Below are 17,222 nucleotides of genomic sequence, written 5' to 3'. Positions count from 1 at the left end.
TCTGGCCGTGCATCGAAGAGGCCAGTCTATCGAAAAGGCCAGTCTATCGAAAAAGCCAGTCTATCGAAAAGGCATGACATGACCGCTGCAAACAAACGCGTGTGGTGGGGCGACTACCGGACCACCGAATACGCCACGATCGATCCGGAGGCGACGATCGCCGTTCTGCCGGTGGCGGCGATCGAACAGCACGGCCCGCATCTGCCGGTTTCGACCGACACCTCGATCATGACCGGCATGCTCGACACGGTGATCGCCCGCCTGCCCGCCGATCTCGACATCCGCATCCTGCCCGTCCAGGCGGTGGGTAAGTCGAACGAGCACCTGCATGCACCGGGAACCCTCACTCTGCCGGCGCCGATCTTGATCGAGGCGTGGACCGAGCTTGGCCTGTCGATCGCGCGGGCCGGGCTAAGGAAACTGATCGTCGTCAACTCGCATGGCGGGAACGAAGAGATCATGGGCATCATCACCCGCGAATTGCGCGTGCGTGCAAAGATGCTGGCGGTGAAGACGAGCTGGCAGCGCTTTGGCCGGCCGGCCGGCATGTATACCGAGCTTGAGGATCGCCACGGCATCCATGGCGGCGATGTCGAGACCTCGCTGATGCTGCATTTCCGGCCGGATCTGGTCGACATGGCAAAGGCCGACAATTTCGTGTCCAACGTCGCCCGCGCCGAAAAGGAATTTTCACTGCTGCGCCACACCGGAACGCACGCCTTCGCCTGGATCGCCACCGATCTCAACCCGAACGGCGTGGTCGGCGACGCCAGCATTGCAACGGCCGAAAAGGGCAGGCTTACCGCCAACCATCAGGCGGACGGCTTCATCAGCCTGTTGAAGGATGTGCGCAAGGCGAAGCTGGCCGACTGGCTGGCATAGTCAGGCCATGGTCCCGAACCGAAGGTCAGCGCAGCAAACAGCGGAAACCGGGTTTCGGAAAAGATCTTGGTCAAACTCTAAAGCGCGTCGCGTCTGAACGGATTTATGCGACGCGCTTTAAGCACTTGTTTTTATACATGTCGTTATCCCAAAATCGCTGCGCACTTTGGGCGGACATGCATTAGGCGTCGATCTTCAACTCAAAAGGCGTGCCTTCGAAGGCGTCCGCGCCGCGCCCGATCGCCTGGATCGCGCCGATCATGCGGCCGTTGCGATCGAGCAGCGTATCGGCGACCTCGATCAGCCGCGGGTTAGGTGTCGCCGTCGGCGACAACGCGCGCAGCGTCTCAGCCAATTCGACCTCGCAGCGCTTCGGCGCCAATGCCGCCGCGATGATGTAAGCCGAGGCGGTCGAACGGCTGATGCCGGCATAGCAATGCACGACCAGCGGCCTTGCACGATCCCATCGGCGCGCGAAATCGAGCAGATCGCGGACATGGATTTCGCCCGGCATGGTCATGCCCTCTTGCGCCACCGCAATGTCATGCATGACCAGATGCAGATGGTTTTCCCGGGCGATCGACGCCGGCCGCGTCACCTCGGTACCGGCAGCCAGCAGGGAAAGCAGCCGCTCGGCGCCGGTTCTCGCGACCGTTTCCTCGACCTTCGATAGCGAACAGACATGGATCATTGCTTGATCTCCTTGGTGTTATCGTCGCGCTGTTGCGCCCAGTCGGCAAGAGCCGATTCGAGCCGCTGCCATTCCTCGTCAGGACCCGGGAGCCCGGCGCGCAGCACATGCGGCCGGCCGGAAAAATGCCGAAGCAGGATGCCGCGCTCGCCAAGCGCCGAAAACAGTCCGGCGGCGTCCGCCAGCCTGATATAGCGGAACAGCGTGGTGCCGCCGGCGACTGGGACGCCGAAGCGGTCGAACAACGCATCGAGCCGTGCTGCATCCTCTGCCAGACGGCGTCGCATCTCGGCCTGCCAGCCGCTGTCGGCAAGCGCGCGGATACCGTATTCGAGCGCTGGGCCGGCGACCGCCCATGGCCCGAACTGCGCCTCGAGCCGTTCGACCGTCAGCGCGTCGGCCAGTGCAAAGCCGAGCCGCAGGCCGGCGAGGCCAAAGAACTTGCCGAAGGAACGCAGCACGACAATGCCGCCTTGCTCGACATCCCCGGTCAGGCTTTCCGCACGCGGGCCAACATCCATGAACGCCTCATCGACGACCAGCAACCCGCCTTTGGCGCGCAATCTTCCGGCAAGATCGAGCAGCTTCTTGCGTTCGATGATGCGCGCGTCCGGATTGTTGGGGTTGACGATGATGGCGAGATCGGCTCCTGCCAGGACCTCGAAATCATCGACCTCCGTCACAGCATGGCCGGCGATTGCCGCTGCCCGCTGATGTTCAGCATAGGTCGGCCCGAGCACCAGCGCCTTGCCGGGGCTCGCCAGCGAGGCGACGCGGGGCAACAAGATCTGCGTGCCCGGCGTCGCCACCACATTCGCTGCCGATGGCGCGCCATAAACGCTTGCCGCAACTTCGGCCAACTCGCGGACCCGCGCTGCTTCCGGCAATCTGGACAGGGCGGTGGCGGGCAGATCGAAAAACGGATAGGAGTGCGGATTGATACCGGTCGAGAGGTCGACGAAGGGCTGCGGCGCATGCGGAAAAAGCGCCCTCGCCCGGCCAAGGCTTCCGCCGTGATCCACCACTGTCGCCGCTCCATCAAGAGACTTCATGTCGATCCTGACCGCTTTCCTGTCACTGGTTGTTGAATTCGCCGTGGGTTACCCGGCCTGGCTGTTCGGCGCCATCGGCCATCCCGTCACCTGGTTCGGCAGGCTGATATCCTTTCTCGACCGCAGGCTCAACCGCGATACTGATTCCGACGCCCTGCGTCGCCGGCGCGGTGTTCATGCGCTGCTGATCATCGTGCTGGTGCCGGCCGCCATCGCCTTCGCCGTGGAAACCATGCTTTCGGGCATTCCAGCCGGACTGGTCCTCACGGCAATCCTGGCGACGTCGCTGCTGTCGCAGAAGAGCCTGGCCGAGCATGTCGAGGCGGTGGCCGACGGACTGGACAATGGTGGACTCGACATCGGCCGTGCTGCCGTCTCAAGGATCGTCGGCCGCGATCCGGAAAAGCTCGATAGAGCCGGCGTCTGCCGCGCGGCGATCGAAAGCCTGGCCGAGAATTTTTCCGACGGCGTCGTTGCGCCCGTCTTCTGGATCGGCGTCGGCGGGCTGGCCGGCGGCGTCGCCTACAAGGCCGCCAACACGGCCGATTCGATGATCGGCCACCGCACCCCGCGCCACGAGGCCTTCGGCAGGGCGGCAGCGCGCTTCGACGATCTGATCAACCTGCCGGCGTCGCGGCTGACCGCACTGCTCATCGTGGGTGCCTCTTTCTTCGTCAAAGGCGCCGATGCGGGCAACGCCTGGCGCACCGTGCAGCGCGACGCGACAAAGCACCGCTCGCCCAATGCCGGCTGGCCGGAGGCGGCGATGGCCGGCGCGCTCGGCCTGGCGCTCGCCGGCCCGCGTTCCTATGACGGCGTCATGGTCGACGATGCGTTCATGGGCGAAGGCGGCCACCGCGATGCCGAGAGCGCCGACATCAGGCGGGCGCTGAAACTCTATCGGGTCGCCGACTTTTTGCTGATCGCGCTGTTCGGCTTGGTGTCGGTGATTGTCGTCGGTGCGTGACGGCAGTGCAACGCGGCCGGTCGAGATCGGCAAAAAGTAAAAACCCGCCTCGGGGCGGGTCATAGGCGCAAATCAGCACCATCTGCCGTCACAAAGCAAGGAATCGCGAGCTCGCGACCAGGACGAACGCTTCAGGTCAGCGCTAACCCTCACCCTCACCCTTTCCCTTTCCCTTTCCGAGTAAAGGACGGGGAGAGGGGGATCGCCAGCGTTGCGGCCAAGCCACTTCTCCCCGTCCTTCGCGGGGAGAAGGTCCCGGCAGGGGTTGAGGGGCGGCGCCGACTTTCGATAATCGGTCGTCTCCAGTACGAGTTACGTGCTGCCCAACCGCGGGCAAAACGCTCAAAACTCTATGCCTTGCTGTGCCTTCACGCCGGCGGAAAAGTGATGCTTGGTCACGCACATCTCGGTGACAAGATCGGCGGCATCGACCAGCGCCGGTCTGGCGTTGCGGCCTGTGGCGACGACATGCAGGTTTTCGCGGCGCCCTTTCAGCGCCGCCACCACTTTGTCGAGATCGAGATAATCGTAGCGCAGCGCGATGTTCAGTTCGTCGAGCACCAGAAGGCTGATCGATGGCTCGGCCATCAGCTCGAGCGCCTTGGCCCAGGCCGCTTCGGCGGCGGCGACGTCGCGCTTCAGATCCTGCGTTTCCCAGGTGAAGCCCTCGCCCATTGTATGCCAGACGACCCGGTCGCCGAAGGCGGCAAAGGCGTCCTTCTCGCCGGTGTGCCATTTGCCCTTGATGAACTGGACGACGCCGACGCGCCTGCCGTAGCCGAGCATCCTCAGCGCCAGCCCGAAGGCGGCAGTGGTCTTGCCCTTGCCGGGCCCGGTGTTGACGATCAGCAGCCCCTTCTCGACCGTCTTTGCCGCGACCTCGGCGTCCTGCACCGCTTTGCGCTTGGCCATCTTGGCGCGATGGCGCTCCTCGTCCTTGGGATCGATAGTATCAGCCATGTCACTTCACCTTGAGCGGCAGCCCCACCACCATCAGCAGCACCGTATCGGACACTGCCGCGACTTGCTGGTTGAGCCGGCCGGCGGCATCGCGAAACCGGCGAGCCAACGCATTGTCCGGCACGATGCCCTGGCCGACCTCGTTGGAAACCACGAACCACGGCCCGCGCGGTCGTGACAGCACATCCGCCAGCCCTCGGCATTCGGCCTCAACGTCATGTTCGGCCAGCATATGGTTGGTCAGCCACAAAGTCAGGCAGTCGATCAGGACGGGCCGGCCGTCAGGCAGCGCCTCGATCGCGCCGACGAGATCGAGCGGCGCGTCGATGGTCGTCCAGCCCTCGCCGCGCCGCGACCGATGCAGCGCAATCCGTTCGCGCATCTCGTCGTCATAGGCTTGCGCCGTGGCGATATAGGCCCACGGCGCCGGGCAGGCCGTCGCCAATTTTTCGGCATGCGCGCTCTTGCCGGAGCGTGCACCGCCGATGACCAGGGTCAGCGTCCCGGCAACGCGATCAGGCAAAGCTGTCGCGCAGGCCGGTCGCGGTGCCGGTCAAGCGGCCACGCACCACGCCGACGATGCCGCCGAGCACCAGCCAGAACACCAGATTGGTCAGCGTCACCGCCACCACGAACTGGTGATGCAGGCCTTCTGGGATCGGCGATTCGAAACTGTCGGGCTGCGGCGCGCCGACGATATGCGGCGCCACGATCAACGCTACGGCAATCAGCGCCAGTGGCAAGGACTTGCGGAAGGCAAGCAGGCCGAGACCCGCCGCGGTCGCCATCACGGTCGCCGTCCACCAGATCTGGCGCTGGGTGAGATCGGCCGCCGGCATCGCCGGCAATTCGGGCGGCAGGCCAAGGTTCGGAGCCAGCGTGAATACGGCAAAGCCGGCAAAGCCCCAGAACAGGCCCTGACGCCAATTGCCGATGCCGCCGGCGAACTCCGAAGCGGCGACCAAGATCAGCGCAAAGCCGATGCCGGTGACCACATTGGCAACGATATTGAAGGCGAAGCGCTCGAAACCGTCGGCCGGCGTCCAGCCCTCCTCTTCCGGGGCGGCAGCTTCGGCCGGCGCTGGCGCCGCGCTGGTCATGGCATTCGTATCCCCGGCGTTCGCAGCCGGCGCCGCGGCATGGTCATGCGTGTGACCACCGCCGGCCTGTTCGTAGACTTCCGCTTTCAGAATGAGCGGCACCGTGGCATAGGCCTGCATGCAGGCGAGAACGACGCCTGCCACAAGCCCTGCGATCGCCGCGATGAACACGACGTTGCGAAACAATGTCATGATGTCAGCCCCTCGTCAGTGGCAGGGGAACGCCATCGAATGGCGATAGTCGTGAGCGGCATTGTGGACCGCGTCGATATGCGAGAAGCCGACAAAGCCCATCACGAAAATGCCGAGAAATGCAGCAAGCGCCAGCTGCACAAAGCGCGACTGCGAGGAGACGGAAGTGCCGAGCGAGACGGAAGCGGTATTCATGTCTTGTCCTTTCGCCCTCCACCCGAGGGCATAGAAGTCAGTTTTCCTGTCGCCGGCAGGTCTCCTGGCTCGCGGATCAACGCCCTTCCCCACCTTCCCGAAGAAACTCTTCAGTGGCATATGGAGAGGACTAACCGCACACAGTTGCGGGGGCAGCCACGGCATTGGGCAACAATTCGCCCTCACCGCATTCCCTTTAGGGCGCCGTGCGTCCGAATGGACGCACAAGGACGCTCTAACACTTAGACTCTGCGCATGACCTTTCCGGAACCGATTCCGGCTCCGGGATCATGCGCGGCTCCAAACGGAACCGACGACAGCTGCGACTATAGGCAGAATCGTCGCGTCCGGCAAACCAAATTCCGCCAGCCACCAGCGCGAATGCGCCTCTCGGCAGGCCAGCCAGCCCGGCGCCGCGATTGACAATGTTCGCGACCGGGTGTCGGCTGGCGTATCACAGGAGCCGGTCATGCAGCCCAGCCCGAGCGAGCACGATCCCTATAACGGTTTGACGCGACTTGAACCGTCGCTGCCGTCATCGGCCTACTGGGACATCGAGGCCTATCAGCGCGATCTCGACGCCATCTGGTATCGAAGCTGGCTGCTCGTCTGCCGAGAGGCCGACCTTGCCCAGCCGCTGGCGTTCAGGACGTTCCGTGTCGGCACTCAGGAGATCGTCGTGCTGCGCGACGAGACCGGCGAGCTGCGCGCCTTCCACAACACCTGTCGGCATCGCGGCTCGCAGCTTTGCCGGGGGAGCGAAGGTCGGCTGAAGGCCGCGGCTCGTCACTTGCCCCTACCACGCCTGGTCCTATTCGCTGCGCGGCGATCTCGTGCGCGTGCCGTCGAGATCGCTGCCTGAAGGCTTCGACAAGGCCGATCATCCACTTTACCGCGTAGCGCTGTCGGCATGGGGCGGTTTCGTCTTCGTCAATCTCAGGGAAGACGCCGACGGTTCGGCCGAGACATCCTTCGATCCCGCCTCTGGCGACCTCGCCAACTGGCCGCTGGAGACGCTGGTGTCAAGCCATATGCTGCGCAAGGTCATGAACTGCAACTGGAAGATCTTCTGGGAGAATTTCAACGAGTGCCTGCATTGCCCAGGCGTCGACAAGGACCTGTCGCGGCTGGTGTCGATCTATGGCCGCGGCCTGATGGGTCGGGACGACGACCCCGAATGGGCCCGTCACGCCGACAATGATGCGCCGGAGTTTCCGGTGGCCTGCGGGCCGGAGCCGAGACATGGTCGCGAGACGGGCGCGTCCACGGCCCGGTCTTTCCCGACCTGACTTCAGCCGAGCGTTCCGCCGGGCAGACCTACGCCACCAACCTGTCGTCGATGTTCATCGTCGGCCATGTCGACTATGTCAGGACCGTGCGGCTGGTGCCGCTCGGCTCGGAGCAGACCGAACTGACCGCCGAATGGCTTTTTTCGTCCGAAGCGCTCGCCAATCCAACGGCTGATATCGACAACATCGTCGCTTTCGGCAGGCAGGTGCTGGAGGAGAGCGCTGATATCTGCGAGATCAACCAGAAAGACTGCGCTCGATGCGCCACAAGGCCGCATGCTGATGCCCGAGGAATATGAAATTGCATCGCTTCCACAACTGGGTGCGCGAGCGGCATACAACGCTTTCACCAAAATTCTGACGATCAAAGCGACTTCGGCAGATACCGCCAGGTGACAAAACCGCAGCCCGCCGCCAGCAGGCCGAGCGTGGCGAACACCGAGCCCAGCCCGAAAAACGCCAGCACCACCGAATAGACCAACGGCGGTGTCAGCTCGGAAAAGTCGAGATAAGTGCGATAGACCGCCGCCATCTCAGCCCTTTCATAGAACCGCACCGAGCGCATGAAGGCGGTCGAGCCCAACGCGTCGAGAGCGATGGCGAAGAGCGCGCCGCACAGCAGCAAGGCGCCGGTAAGAAACGGCACGAATTCGCCGACGGCGCCCGCCGCCAGCAGCATGGCCGACAGGGCGAAATAGGCTGATGTCATGGTTCGCCGGCCGCCGAAACGCTGTCCCACTCTGCCCCAGAAGATGGCCGTGAACAACAGCGCATTGCCCGCTGAGACCAGCAGGCCGCCAGCGAGCTCGCCCTCGCCTGTGATCACCATGAACAAAGGCCCGTAGACGAAAAATGTCGTCCAGAAGCAGGAGCGGCCGAAGGCGATCAGCCAGGCCAGCCTGAGACGCGGCTGCGCGACGAAGCGGCCGATATTGGCGAGCGGATTGGCCGGCCGCGTCTTGCCAGGGCGGATCGACTGATTGTCGCCGAGCCGGTAGGTCCAGAACAGCCCCAGCAGGGCCATGGCGAAGATGGCGACCGCGCCATGCGCGGCATAGATGCCAAAACGCGTGTAGAGGAAGATGCCGAGTGTCGGCCCGCTTGTCCAGGCGAGCATCGACCACGCCATGCGCAGCGATTCGGCCTGCATGAAATCGGTCTTGCGGATGTGGTCCATGATGTAGAGGCTGAGCGTGATGGACAACGCGCTGGCGCCCATCACGCGGCAAAGCATGCCCACCAGCTGCCCGGTGAGCGTGTGCGTGACGAAGAACAGCGAGCCGACGGCAAGCAGGCAGGCACCTGATGTGTAGACCCAGCGTCGGGCAAAGCGCCGGATGAGCATCGGCATGAACAGCGTCACCGACAGGCCGAGCAGCGCCACGACGGTGTAGAGGATCGAGACGATCTGCTCGTTGCGGAGGATTTCGTAGGCCTGGATCGGGATGACGCTCGACACGGTGGCGCGCGCGAAGGATTCGACCGCATAGAGCGAGGCGAAGGTGCGCGCATCCGCCGGTCGCAAGGCCGGAAGCGCGATTGGATGGCGCACATGGGTAGCCATTGCTGTCCCCGAAGCAGAATCGCCCAAAGCAGGACGTGAGCGCCAAATCTGCCGTGGCCATCCCTAGGTCAGTAACAGGAAACCGACCCGTTCACGGCAAAAAGCGAACCGGCCAAAGGCTTTCCGGCGCTGGCCTACCGCATCGGCGCGAAATCGGAATCGATTTTCGGAAAGCACGATGCGTAGATTCAAAAGTGTTAGAGCGTACTTTGTGCGTCCAAGCGGACGCACGTCGCTCTAATGCCCGCCTTGATGCGACGCCGGCGCGAACCGGAGCCGAGGCCGTGTGTTGGCCGCCTTCTTTTGTCCGGGGCAATCGTGATAGTCGTCTTGCTCTGCTGAATCAGAATTGCGAGACCATGAGCATCGACACGCTGACCGTATCCGTTCAGGATCGACCGAAGCCGAAGCGCATCATCGCCATCGACGTCGCCCGCGGCGTCGCTTTGCTTGCCATGGCGAGTTACCATTTCACCTGGGATCTCGAATTCTTCGGCTACACCGATCCCGGCCTGACCGCCTTCGGCTGGTGGAAATTCTACGCGCGCTGCATCGCTTCGACCTTCCTGTTCCTGGTCGGCGTCAGTCTGTTCCTCGCCCATGGCAAACAGATCTGCTGGAACGGTTTCTGGAAACGCTTCGCCATGGTCGCTGGTGCGGCGCTCGCCATATCGGCTGCCACAAGGCTTGCCACGCCGGACAGTTTCATCTTCTTCGGTATCCTGCATGAGATCGCGCTCGCCAGCCTGCTCGGCCTGGCGTTTCTGCGGCTGCCGGCGCTGCTGACGCTTGTTGTCGCGGCTTTCGTCATCACCGCGCCGCTCTACCTCAGGTCCGAGATCTTCGACCATCCGGCCCTGTGGTGGGTCGGCCTGTCGGCAACCAATCCTCGCTCGAACGATTATGTGCCGCTGTTTCCATGGTTCGGCGCCGTGCTTGTGGGCATCGCGGCGGCAAAACTCGCCTTCGCTTCCGGCATGCTGACGCGGCTGGCGGGCCTGACGCCCGGCCGCTGGACAAATCCGCTGGTCTTTATCGGCCGGCACAGCCTCGCCTTCTATCTGATCCACCAGCCGGTGCTGATCGGCTCGGTCTGGCTGCTTTCGCAAGTGGTGCCGGCACCGGTCGAGACCAGGCAGGTCACCTTCCTGAAAGAATGCCAGACATCGTGCGAGCAATCGCGCGACACGGAGTTCTGCTCCAGCTATTGTGTGTGCATGCTCGATACACTCGAGGGCGAGGCCACGCTTGATCGGCTCTACCGCAACGACCAGGCTGCGGAATGGAAGGCACATCTTAACGAGCTCGCCGGCGCCTGCACTGCCAAAGCCGACAGCACTTTGATGGAGGGAGGAGCACAATGACCGACCATCAACAGAAACCGGGACAACCTAAACCGGGGTTTATACCGTGGCCGCCGCTGATCTATGTCGCGGCCATCGCCGTCAGCATCGGGCTTGGCTTGCTCTACCCGCTGCCATGGATCGGCGGCCTGCTCGGCGACATCCTGTTCGCGGCCGGCTGGGTGGCATTGTTCGGCGTCGTCGCACTCTGGTTCACGGCGATCCGCACCATGATCCGGGCAAAGACGACGCTCCACCCAAACGCCGTGCCGGACCATCTGGTGACATCAGGCCCCTTTGCTGTCAGCCGCAACCCGATATATCTGGCCAACACGCTGCTGCTGATCGGCGTGGCCCTTGTCTCGGGGATCGTATGGTTCCTGCCGCTGGCGATCATCGCCGCCTTCGCAACGCAGAAAATGGCGATTGAGGGCGAGGAAAAAGTGCTGACGACGAAATTCGGCAAGAAATACCGGGACTACGCGAAAAAGGTGCGACGCTGGATTTGAGGCGTGCCGCAAGGTCTTTTCAGAGTAGAATTATCGAAAGGGCCGGTCAGGTGTTGACACCGAGCTCCACCAATCGCTCGACGCAGGATTCCTCGGCCTGGTCGAGTTCGGCCAAGGTCTCTTCGAGGTCCCGGCGCTTCTGGCGCAGATCCTCGCGCTTTTCCTCAATGCGTTTGATCATCAGGTTGAGCTGACCGACCTCCCCAGGCGGCTCCTTATACATCTGGATGATTTCGCGGATTTCATTGATCGAAAAGCCGAGCCTCTTGCCGCGCATGATCTGGCGGATGAGGTGCCGGTCCGACGGGCGAAACAGCCGCGTACGGCCGCGACGTACCGGCTGCACCAGCCCCTCGTCCTCGTAGAAGCGCAGCGTGCGCGTCGAAACATCGAATTCGCGGGTCAGTTCGGTGATCGAATAATATTCCCGCATCGTCACTCCAAATGCCCAGCCGCGCTGCGAGTTCCAACCATGCGGCCTCGCTATCGTCCAGACGCGCGTCAGAATCGGCCGACAGGCAGTTCCAAAATCTCGCATGGCATTTACGTAAAAGTCAATTGAAGGCATAACCGCACGTTCGCTCAGCGCACGCCGAACCACCATGTGGCGAGGCCGAGAAAGGCAAAGAAGCCGACGACGTCGGTGACCGTGGTGACGAAAACCGCCGAGGCCACGGCCGGGTCGATCTTGAACCGGTCGAGCAGCAGCGGGATCAGGATGCCGGCAAGTGCAGCGACGAACATGTTGATGATCATCGCCGCTGCGATGATGCCGCCCAAATTGGGATCGCGGAACCAGGCGGCCGCGACGATGCCGATCAGGATGGCGAAGATGATGCCGTTGATGAAGCCCACCCCCATTTCGCGGCGGATGATGCGGCCGGCATTGTAGATGTCGAGGTCCCTGGTTGCCAGCGCCCGCACCGTGACCGTCATGGTCTGCGAGCCGGCATTGCCGCCCATGCCCGCGACGATCGGCATCAGCACGGCCAGCGCCACGATGTGCTCGATCGTGCGGTCGAACAGGCCGATTACCGAGGCCGCCAGGAACGCCGTCAGCAGGTTGACGAGCAGCCACGGAACCCGCGAGCGCGAGGTCGAAAGAATGCTATCCGACAGTTCTTCGTCGCCGACACCGCCCATGCGCAGCAGATCCTCCTCGGCTTCCTGCTGGATGACGTCGACCACGTCGTCAATGGTCAGCACGCCGACCAGCCGCTCGTTCTCGTCGACGACGGCGGCGGAGAGAAGGTCGTATTGTTCGAATTCGCGCGCCGCCTCTTCCTGGTCCATCGTGGCCGGAATGGCGTGCCTGGTCTCATGCATGACCTCTTCGACCTTGATCGAGCGCTTGGTGCGCAGGATCTGGTCGAGATCGATGGCGCCGAGCAGCTTGAAGCTCGGATCGATGACGAAGATCTGGCTGAAGCGGTCGGGAAGGTTGTTGTCCTCGCGCATGTAGTCGATGGTCTGGCCGATCGTCCAGAACGGCGGCACCGCGACGAACTCCGTCTGCATGCGGCGGCCGGCGGTCTCTTCGGGATAGTCGAGCGAGCGGCGCAGCCTGATCCGCTCGGTGAACGGCAGTTGCGACAGGATCTCGTCCTGGTCTTCCTTTTCGAGATCCTCGAGAATGTAGACCGCGTCGTCGGAATCGAGATCCTGCACCCCCTGGGCAATCTGCGCGTTGGGCAGGCTGTCGACGATGTCGCGGCGGATCGCCTCGTCGACCTCGGTCAGCGCGGAAAAGTCGAAATCGGCGCCCAACAAGTCGACTAGCGCGCGGCGCTGTTCGGGATGAAGCGCCTCGAGCAGATCGCCAAGTTCCGATTGGTGCAGGTCGTCGACTTCACGCTTCAGCGTCAGCGTGTCGCGATCGGCAATCGCTGCACCGATCGCGGCAAGGAACGAAGACAGAATGGCGCCGTCCTCGCCATAAATGTCGGCGTGGCTGTCCTCAGCGGCCCTGGCGCCGGTCGTCTGTTCGTCCTGGCCTTCCACCAGCGCCTCCCGCCATCAGAATTCCGGAAAAGGTGCCTGTCAGGTCTAGAGCATTGGACCCAGAAGTGGAAACCCGGTTTTGGGAAAATCCGATGCTGAAACACAAAGATAGAGCGGCGGCACGATTCGACCTGAGGCTCCGCAGCTCTATTGCGCAATGCGCGGGAATATCAAACGAAATCCACCCTTCCTCACCGGGGAGCGAAGCCACGCGCAACCGGATTGAGGGACGGACGTTGATGCCGCACTCGGCCATCTCCTCAAGGAGGCGTAGGCTCAGCTCCTGAGGCCAGAGACCAACGGGCGCAAAGGATGACAGACCGATCGAAATGGCGGCCTTTGGACACCATAAATCCTCGAACAACCGTCTAACGCTGTTTGAGGCCACTCGGTGACCGAAACATGCAACAGAGCCGTTTTGCCTTACCATCACGTCAATTGCGTTGACCTGAGCGCGTGCTTGGAATTTGCGGATGGGTGGTGGAATCCTTATAGTTGTGAATTGGCGCACGCTTTCGACTGCGGGCGTGCAGAATCGTAGAGAAGGATACAGATGCCGGACGTCAACTCGGATGCGGCGACACCTCGAATTGCACTCATTTCAACCCACGGCTACGTAGCTGCCAACCCACCACTCGGCGCGGCCGATACCGGCGGACAGGTGGTCTACGTCCTGGAACTTGCCAAAAAGCTGGCCCAATTGGGCTATGCCGTCGATATCTGGACGCGGCAATTTGAAGACCAGCCCCCTATCGATGAAGTGGCAGACGGGGTTCGTGTCCTGCGTGTCGCCTGCGGCGGACCCGATTTTATTCCGAAGGAATACCTCCACCGCCACCTTCTCGAGTGGTGTGAAAACGCGTTGCGCCTGATTCGCAGGGAAAACCTCTCCTACGACTTCATCAACAGTCACTACTGGGATGCGGGCGTGGCGGGGCAGCGACTGTCGGAAGCTCTCAATATCCCGCACATCCATACGCCGCATTCGCTCGGCATATGGAAGCAGCGCCAGATGAAGACGGACTACCCGGACAAGGCCGATACATTCGAGGCCGAGTTCAATTTCACCGAGCGCATAAAGCACGAGACCATCATCTATCGAAGCTGTGCCATGGTGATTGCAACAACGCCGCCGCAGTTGGATATGCTGGTCGAGGACTACAGTCTCGAGCGCGACCGCGTGCACATGATCCCGCCCGGTTACGACGACAACCGGTTCTTCCCCGTCAGCGAGGCGTCTCGCCGGCTGATCCGCCATCGGCTCGGCTTCGAAGGGCGAACGATCCTGGCGCTCGGCCGGCTCGCCACCAACAAGGGCTACGACCTGCTGATCGATGCGTTTTCCGTGGTGGCGCCGCGTGTGCCGGATGCGGTCCTGAGACTTGCTGTCGGCGGCGAGAACATGGACGAGCAGGAACAGAAGATCCTGAACCAGCTCACGGAACAGGTTGAACACCTAGGCTTGCAGGATCGTGTCGTCTTCTCTGGATATGTTGCCGACGAGGATCTGGCCGACACGTATCGGGCGGCGGACATGTTCGTCCTGTCGAGCCGCTACGAGCCGTTCGGCATGACCGCGATCGAGGCAATGGCCTGCGGAACGCCCACCGTGGTTACAATCCATGGCGGCCTCTATCGCGGGATCAGCTATGGCCGGCACGCGCTGTTCGGTGATCCGTTCGACAAGGAAGATCTCGGCATCACGATCGTCAAGCCTATGAAGCACCAGCGCCTCTACGGCCGACTGGGTCGCATGGGCGCGCACAAGGCGCGCAGCCTGTTCACCTGGACAGGTATCGCGCAGCAGCTTGTCAGCCTTGTCGAAGGACGTCCGGTGCTGAAGGCGGTCGACGACCATGATTGGGATGAGCCGTGGAACGACGGCGATTGAAACCGATCGCGCTTCTATCGAGTGACCTCGACGGGACTCTGGCAGGCGACGCGCCGGCGACATCACGCTTCCGTTCCAAATGGGAAGCGCTCGACCCCGAGCACCGGCCGGTTCTCGTCTACAACAGCGGTCGTCTGGCCGACGATATTTTGAACTTCGTCGACGAAGTCGGCCTGCCAGCGCCGGACTACGTGATCGGCGGTGTCGGCACAATGCTCGCCGGTCCGCGGCACACCTCGCGTCTCGCACACTTTACTGATCTGGGGCACTTTACCCAGAGGTTTTCGGAAGGCTGGTCTCTTGAGAAAGTCGATGCGGTGCTCGGATCGCTCGAAGACACCGTTCGCCAACCCGACGGCTATCAACACGCCTTCAAATCGAGTTGGTACCTGCACGAAGCAAGTCCGGAAGCCCTTGCCAGCATCGAGCGCGCTCTGGCCGAGGCCGGCCTGTCAGTGACGATGATCTATTCCAGCGGACGCGATCTCGATATCCTGCCGCGTTCGGCAGACAAGGGCCAGGCGCTGGCCTGGCTCTGCAATGAACTCAGCATCGGCCTGGATGAGGTGGTGGTCGCCGGCGACACCAACAACGATCGCAGTATGTTCGACCTGCCGGGTGCGCGCGGGATTGTCGTCGCCAATGCCTTACCCGAACTGCTTGACATGGCTCGGGACAACCCGCTGATTTACAGCGCGAAAGAACAGTTTGCCTTTGGCGTCGTCGAAGGCCTCGTTCATTGGTCGGTGTTTGACGACGCCCGATCCTAAACTGGAAATATTGATCTCCTTGTCACGGTTTGAGCGCCCATATCGTCGCGTGTAGAACTGCGCCCGTTTCGGCGATGAGACGTGCCGATTGTACCGGCTCAAAACCGCTGATCCGCTTCGTGCCAGCCCAACGACCGTGATCCGCGAAGACCTCGATCGATCCGTAGTCGAGGAATATCCGCAGCCGTCTTGGACGGGCTCCCTTGGCGATATAGTGAGGAGACTGACCTGCGCCCCCGTCTTCATGACAAATGGCAAGTCCCTCGTCGTCGACGACAACCTCGAGGCGAACAGTTGGATGATGGAGCTTCAGGCGGAAATGGGCACCCGGCTTTTCCAACTCGAACAGGATTTCGACGGAGCCGTTGATAAAGCTTACCTGCTCTCCGGCTGCAAGGCGCGTTCGGTCCAGAATATGGCTCCGCAGGCTCTCGGCTGCTCCGATGGGCGGGGTATGCAACTCGCCTGCAGACAAATGGATGTTGCGAGGCAACGTCATGGCTGTGGGGAAATCGATCGCCGGTCCGGTATCGGCCCAGTTGGCAAGCCATCCAATACCAACAATGGCATCACCGTCGACGAAGGCCTGGAAGGCGTAGTTATCCGTCCCGAAGTCCAGTTCCTGTTCGAATTCCTTGGAAAAGGTCTGACCATCGAACCAGCCGACAATGGCCATTGTCAGATTCTTGCGCCGGGTGGACTGGTCCTCACTATTCATCAGGCCGAGAATTAGAACCCAGCGCGTCGCGGGATCGGTGGCAGGCCCGTCGAGCGGCAGCAGACAGGGACATTCGATCGCCGTCGTCCGATAGTGTTTCTCGACCAGAAGCTTGCCGATATATGTCCAGCCGGTGGCGGCCGTATGGTCGTGGGTTTCGTAGAGCAGGACAACGCCGCCCTCATCGCTCTGGCTGCCCAGCAGCATTTTCCAACGGCCATCCGGTCCCTTGAAGACGTATGGGTCGCGAAAATCGGTGGTCAATCCCTCGTCAAGCGGGCGGTAGGGCAGGATGACGTCGGCATTTCCCGCCGTGATGAGGTCGCTGGAAGTGGCAGTGAGCTGGATCTGCTGTTCCGGGATACGGTCCTGTACCTGCTCGGTGAAAAAGACGCGAATACCCGGGCCATCGGCGAGCGGGATGGCTGAGCCGGAATACGCACCGCCCCGTTTGTCGGGCCTTGCGGTAAGATCTTCCGACGGGAACAGGAAGATGGGCATGTGACGCCATCGCAAATAGTCGGAAGATACAGCGTGCCCCCAATGCATCGTATTCCACCGAAGTCCATGGGAATAATGCTGGTAGAAGAGATGTGGGCGACCACCAAATCGGCCGAATCCGTTTGGATCGTTCATCCAGCCGAACGGCGGGCGAAAATGATAGCTGTCAGGTATGTTCGGCGGGGCATTTCCTGGATTGGTGTGGAGAACTGTAATCCCTGTCTCCAGCACGTCGGCCAATGCGAACCAGTAGGCAACCGACACCGAGGTTTGATCCGTGTCGTAGTCGAGTTCGACACTGCCACCGCCGAAGACGTGAAAAATTCTGAATTCATACTCCTCGGCGTTCGTAACGCTCACCTCGCCGAACTTGCCACGGACATTGGTAAAAGACAGCGAGCCCGGAACGTCCGGCTTGGCCGCCTTAAGCCAGATATGGAACGTGGCGTTGACTGGCAGGTCGGCATGCAGGCTTCGAATGGTGTTCCCTCCCGCAATCCTTACCTTGACCTGGCTGTCACTCATGAAGCTGGCTCCGTTCCGTGCGGCGTTCCCGGACAGATAGAGGATCAAACCCGGTTTTCGACCTGGAAATGC

19 protein-coding genes, 1 pseudogene and 1 riboswitch are annotated in these 17,222 nt (G+C 62.1%); of the genes and pseudogenes, 9 read left to right on the top strand and 11 right to left on the bottom strand.

What is annotated here, in order from left to right; genetic code table 11:
• The first annotated feature begins 78 nt into the window (after positions 1–78).
• Positions 79–882 carry a creatininase family protein gene (locus ACWTU8_RS06165; RefSeq protein ID WP_095518551.1) on the top strand — a complete coding sequence of 268 codons (804 nt, stop codon included), beginning with the start codon at positions 79–81 and terminating at the stop codon, positions 880–882.
• Between the two features lie 181 nt (positions 883–1,063).
• Here ACWTU8_RS06165 and ACWTU8_RS06160 read toward each other — a convergent pair whose 3' ends face one another.
• The gene (locus ACWTU8_RS06160; RefSeq protein WP_455847421.1) at positions 1,064–1,573 is read right to left on the bottom strand and encodes a tyrosine phosphatase family protein; all 510 of its coding nucleotides are present in this window, start codon (positions 1,571–1,573) and stop codon (positions 1,064–1,066) included.
• Positions 1,570–2,625 (bottom strand): threonine-phosphate decarboxylase CobD, encoded by a 1,056-nt coding sequence (gene cobD / locus ACWTU8_RS06155; protein WP_455847420.1) that lies wholly within the window; start codon positions 2,623–2,625, stop codon positions 1,570–1,572. The genes ACWTU8_RS06160 and cobD overlap by 4 nt, the downstream gene beginning before the upstream one ends.
• Between cobD and cbiB the strand changes: the two genes are divergently transcribed.
• Positions 2,624–3,592 (top strand): adenosylcobinamide-phosphate synthase CbiB, encoded by a 969-nt coding sequence (gene cbiB, locus ACWTU8_RS06150; protein ID WP_455847419.1) that lies wholly within the window; start codon positions 2,624–2,626, stop codon positions 3,590–3,592. The genes cobD and cbiB overlap by 2 nt on opposite strands.
• Positions 3,593–3,934: 342 nt before the next feature.
• Here the strand turns inward: cbiB and cobO are convergent, their stop codons facing one another.
• The 4 genes from cobO to ACWTU8_RS06130 are packed head-to-tail and all read right to left on the bottom strand — an operon-like array spanning position 3,935 to position 6,039.
• Positions 3,935–4,552 (bottom strand): cob(I)yrinic acid a,c-diamide adenosyltransferase, encoded by a 618-nt coding sequence (gene cobO / locus ACWTU8_RS06145; protein ID WP_455847418.1) that lies wholly within the window; start codon positions 4,550–4,552, stop codon positions 3,935–3,937.
• A gap of 1 nt (position 4,553) precedes the next feature.
• Positions 4,554–5,075: a bifunctional adenosylcobinamide kinase/adenosylcobinamide-phosphate guanylyltransferase gene (gene cobU / locus ACWTU8_RS06140; RefSeq protein ID WP_127209874.1), complete on the bottom strand. Its 522-nt coding sequence runs from the start codon at positions 5,073–5,075 to the stop codon at positions 4,554–4,556.
• Positions 5,068–5,844: a CbtA family protein gene (locus ACWTU8_RS06135; protein WP_095518558.1), complete on the bottom strand. Its 777-nt coding sequence runs from the start codon at positions 5,842–5,844 to the stop codon at positions 5,068–5,070. The genes cobU and ACWTU8_RS06135 overlap by 8 nt, the downstream gene beginning before the upstream one ends.
• A gap of 15 nt (positions 5,845–5,859) precedes the next feature.
• Positions 5,860–6,039: a CbtB domain-containing protein gene (locus ACWTU8_RS06130; RefSeq protein WP_029352005.1), complete on the bottom strand. Its 180-nt coding sequence runs from the start codon at positions 6,037–6,039 to the stop codon at positions 5,860–5,862.
• Between the two features lie 37 nt (positions 6,040–6,076).
• Positions 6,077–6,278: riboswitch (cobalamin riboswitch) on the bottom strand.
• 230 nt (positions 6,279–6,508) lie between these two features.
• Here ACWTU8_RS06130 and ACWTU8_RS06125 point away from each other — a divergent pair.
• Genes ACWTU8_RS06125 through ACWTU8_RS06115 form a run of 3 tightly spaced genes read left to right on the top strand, consistent with a single transcriptional unit; the run spans position 6,509 to position 7,627 of the window.
• Entirely contained in the window at positions 6,509–6,901 is a 393-nt protein-coding gene (locus ACWTU8_RS06125; protein WP_455847417.1) for a Rieske 2Fe-2S domain-containing protein, read from the top strand.
• On the top strand, positions 6,879–7,328 hold the full coding sequence (locus ACWTU8_RS06120) for an SRPBCC family protein (RefSeq protein WP_455847416.1): 450 nt from the start codon (positions 6,879–6,881) through the stop codon (positions 7,326–7,328). The genes ACWTU8_RS06125 and ACWTU8_RS06120 overlap by 23 nt, the downstream gene beginning before the upstream one ends.
• Entirely contained in the window at positions 7,262–7,627 is a 366-nt protein-coding gene (locus ACWTU8_RS06115) for an SRPBCC family protein (protein ID WP_455848397.1), read from the top strand. The genes ACWTU8_RS06120 and ACWTU8_RS06115 overlap by 67 nt, the downstream gene beginning before the upstream one ends.
• A gap of 65 nt (positions 7,628–7,692) precedes the next feature.
• On the opposite strand, the gene ACWTU8_RS06110 is transcribed toward ACWTU8_RS06115, so the two are convergent.
• Positions 7,693–8,892, bottom strand: a complete 1,200-nt coding sequence (locus ACWTU8_RS06110) for an MFS transporter (protein WP_455847415.1) — start codon at positions 8,890–8,892, stop codon at positions 7,693–7,695.
• 359 nt (positions 8,893–9,251) lie between these two features.
• Here ACWTU8_RS06110 and ACWTU8_RS06105 point away from each other — a divergent pair, with 359 nt between their 5' ends.
• Both ACWTU8_RS06105 and ACWTU8_RS06100 read left to right on the top strand, forming a co-directional pair.
• On the top strand, positions 9,252–10,256 hold the full coding sequence (locus ACWTU8_RS06105; protein ID WP_455847414.1) for a heparan-alpha-glucosaminide N-acetyltransferase: 1,005 nt from the start codon (positions 9,252–9,254) through the stop codon (positions 10,254–10,256).
• Positions 10,253–10,744, top strand: coding sequence for a methyltransferase family protein (locus ACWTU8_RS06100; RefSeq protein ID WP_065012285.1), 492 nt, complete (start codon positions 10,253–10,255; stop codon positions 10,742–10,744). Before ACWTU8_RS06105 ends, ACWTU8_RS06100 begins: the two co-directional genes overlap by 4 nt.
• Before the next feature lie 46 nt (positions 10,745–10,790).
• Here the strand turns inward: ACWTU8_RS06100 and ACWTU8_RS06095 are convergent, their stop codons facing one another.
• The 3 genes and pseudogenes from ACWTU8_RS06095 to ACWTU8_RS06085 form a co-directional block, all read right to left on the bottom strand.
• Entirely contained in the window at positions 10,791–11,177 is a 387-nt protein-coding gene (locus ACWTU8_RS06095; protein WP_023685221.1) for a MerR family transcriptional regulator, read from the bottom strand.
• A 149-nt stretch (positions 11,178–11,326) separates the two neighbouring features.
• Positions 11,327–12,745: a magnesium transporter gene (mgtE, locus tag ACWTU8_RS06090; RefSeq protein ID WP_029352017.1), complete on the bottom strand. Its 1,419-nt coding sequence runs from the start codon at positions 12,743–12,745 to the stop codon at positions 11,327–11,329.
• 232 nt (positions 12,746–12,977) lie between these two features.
• A pseudogene (locus tag ACWTU8_RS06085) lies at positions 12,978–13,095 on the bottom strand (IS6 family transposase); the annotation flags it as partial.
• Between the two features lie 203 nt (positions 13,096–13,298).
• Between ACWTU8_RS06085 and ACWTU8_RS06080 the strand changes: the two are divergent.
• Together ACWTU8_RS06080 and ACWTU8_RS06075 are read left to right on the top strand one after the other, a co-directional pair.
• Positions 13,299–14,636, top strand: a complete 1,338-nt coding sequence (locus ACWTU8_RS06080) for a glycosyltransferase family 4 protein (RefSeq protein ID WP_455847413.1) — start codon at positions 13,299–13,301, stop codon at positions 14,634–14,636.
• Positions 14,633–15,406 carry an HAD-IIB family hydrolase gene (locus ACWTU8_RS06075; RefSeq protein ID WP_095518564.1) on the top strand — a complete coding sequence of 258 codons (774 nt, stop codon included), beginning with the start codon at positions 14,633–14,635 and terminating at the stop codon, positions 15,404–15,406. The genes ACWTU8_RS06080 and ACWTU8_RS06075 overlap by 4 nt, the downstream gene beginning before the upstream one ends.
• Before the next feature lie 22 nt (positions 15,407–15,428).
• On the opposite strand, the gene ACWTU8_RS06070 is transcribed toward ACWTU8_RS06075, so the two are convergent.
• Complete coding sequence (locus ACWTU8_RS06070) at positions 15,429–17,150, bottom strand: GH32 C-terminal domain-containing protein (RefSeq protein WP_455847412.1); 1,722 nt, start codon at positions 17,148–17,150, stop codon at positions 15,429–15,431.
• Positions 17,151–17,222: the final 72 nt, after the last annotated feature.

The organism is Mesorhizobium sp. BHbdii, from assembly GCF_053848045.1.
The sequence above is the reverse complement of the archived record's forward strand: the minus strand, read 5'-3'. Positions and strand labels throughout refer to the sequence as shown.

What these genes read in the sequence shown, in the direction of transcription:
- ACWTU8_RS06165 (WP_095518551.1), top strand. Translation starts at nt 79, where the DNA reads ATGACCGCTGCAAACAAACGCGTGTGGTGGGGCGACTACCGGACCACC.
- ACWTU8_RS06160 (WP_455847421.1), bottom strand. Translation starts at nt 1,573, where the DNA reads ATGATCCATGTCTGTTCGCTATCGAAGGTCGAGGAAACGGTCGCGAGA.
- cbiB (WP_455847419.1), top strand. Translation starts at nt 2,624, where the DNA reads ATGTCGATCCTGACCGCTTTCCTGTCACTGGTTGTTGAATTCGCCGTG.
- cobD (WP_455847420.1), bottom strand. Translation starts at nt 2,625, where the DNA reads ATGAAGTCTCTTGATGGAGCGGCGACAGTGGTGGATCACGGCGGAAGC.
- cobO (WP_455847418.1), bottom strand. Translation starts at nt 4,552, where the DNA reads ATGGCTGATACTATCGATCCCAAGGACGAGGAGCGCCATCGCGCCAAG.
- ACWTU8_RS06135 (WP_095518558.1), bottom strand. Translation starts at nt 5,844, where the DNA reads ATGACATTGTTTCGCAACGTCGTGTTCATCGCGGCGATCGCAGGGCTT.
- ACWTU8_RS06130 (WP_029352005.1), bottom strand. Translation starts at nt 6,039, where the DNA reads ATGAATACCGCTTCCGTCTCGCTCGGCACTTCCGTCTCCTCGCAGTCG.
- ACWTU8_RS06125 (WP_455847417.1), top strand. Translation starts at nt 6,509, where the DNA reads ATGCAGCCCAGCCCGAGCGAGCACGATCCCTATAACGGTTTGACGCGA.
- ACWTU8_RS06110 (WP_455847415.1), bottom strand. Translation starts at nt 8,892, where the DNA reads ATGGCTACCCATGTGCGCCATCCAATCGCGCTTCCGGCCTTGCGACCG.
- ACWTU8_RS06105 (WP_455847414.1), top strand. Translation starts at nt 9,252, where the DNA reads ATGAGCATCGACACGCTGACCGTATCCGTTCAGGATCGACCGAAGCCG.
- ACWTU8_RS06100 (WP_065012285.1), top strand. Translation starts at nt 10,253, where the DNA reads ATGACCGACCATCAACAGAAACCGGGACAACCTAAACCGGGGTTTATA.
- ACWTU8_RS06095 (WP_023685221.1), bottom strand. Translation starts at nt 11,177, where the DNA reads ATGCGGGAATATTATTCGATCACCGAACTGACCCGCGAATTCGATGTT.
- ACWTU8_RS06080 (WP_455847413.1), top strand. Translation starts at nt 13,299, where the DNA reads ATGCCGGACGTCAACTCGGATGCGGCGACACCTCGAATTGCACTCATT.
- ACWTU8_RS06070 (WP_455847412.1), bottom strand. Translation starts at nt 17,150, where the DNA reads ATGAGTGACAGCCAGGTCAAGGTAAGGATTGCGGGAGGGAACACCATT.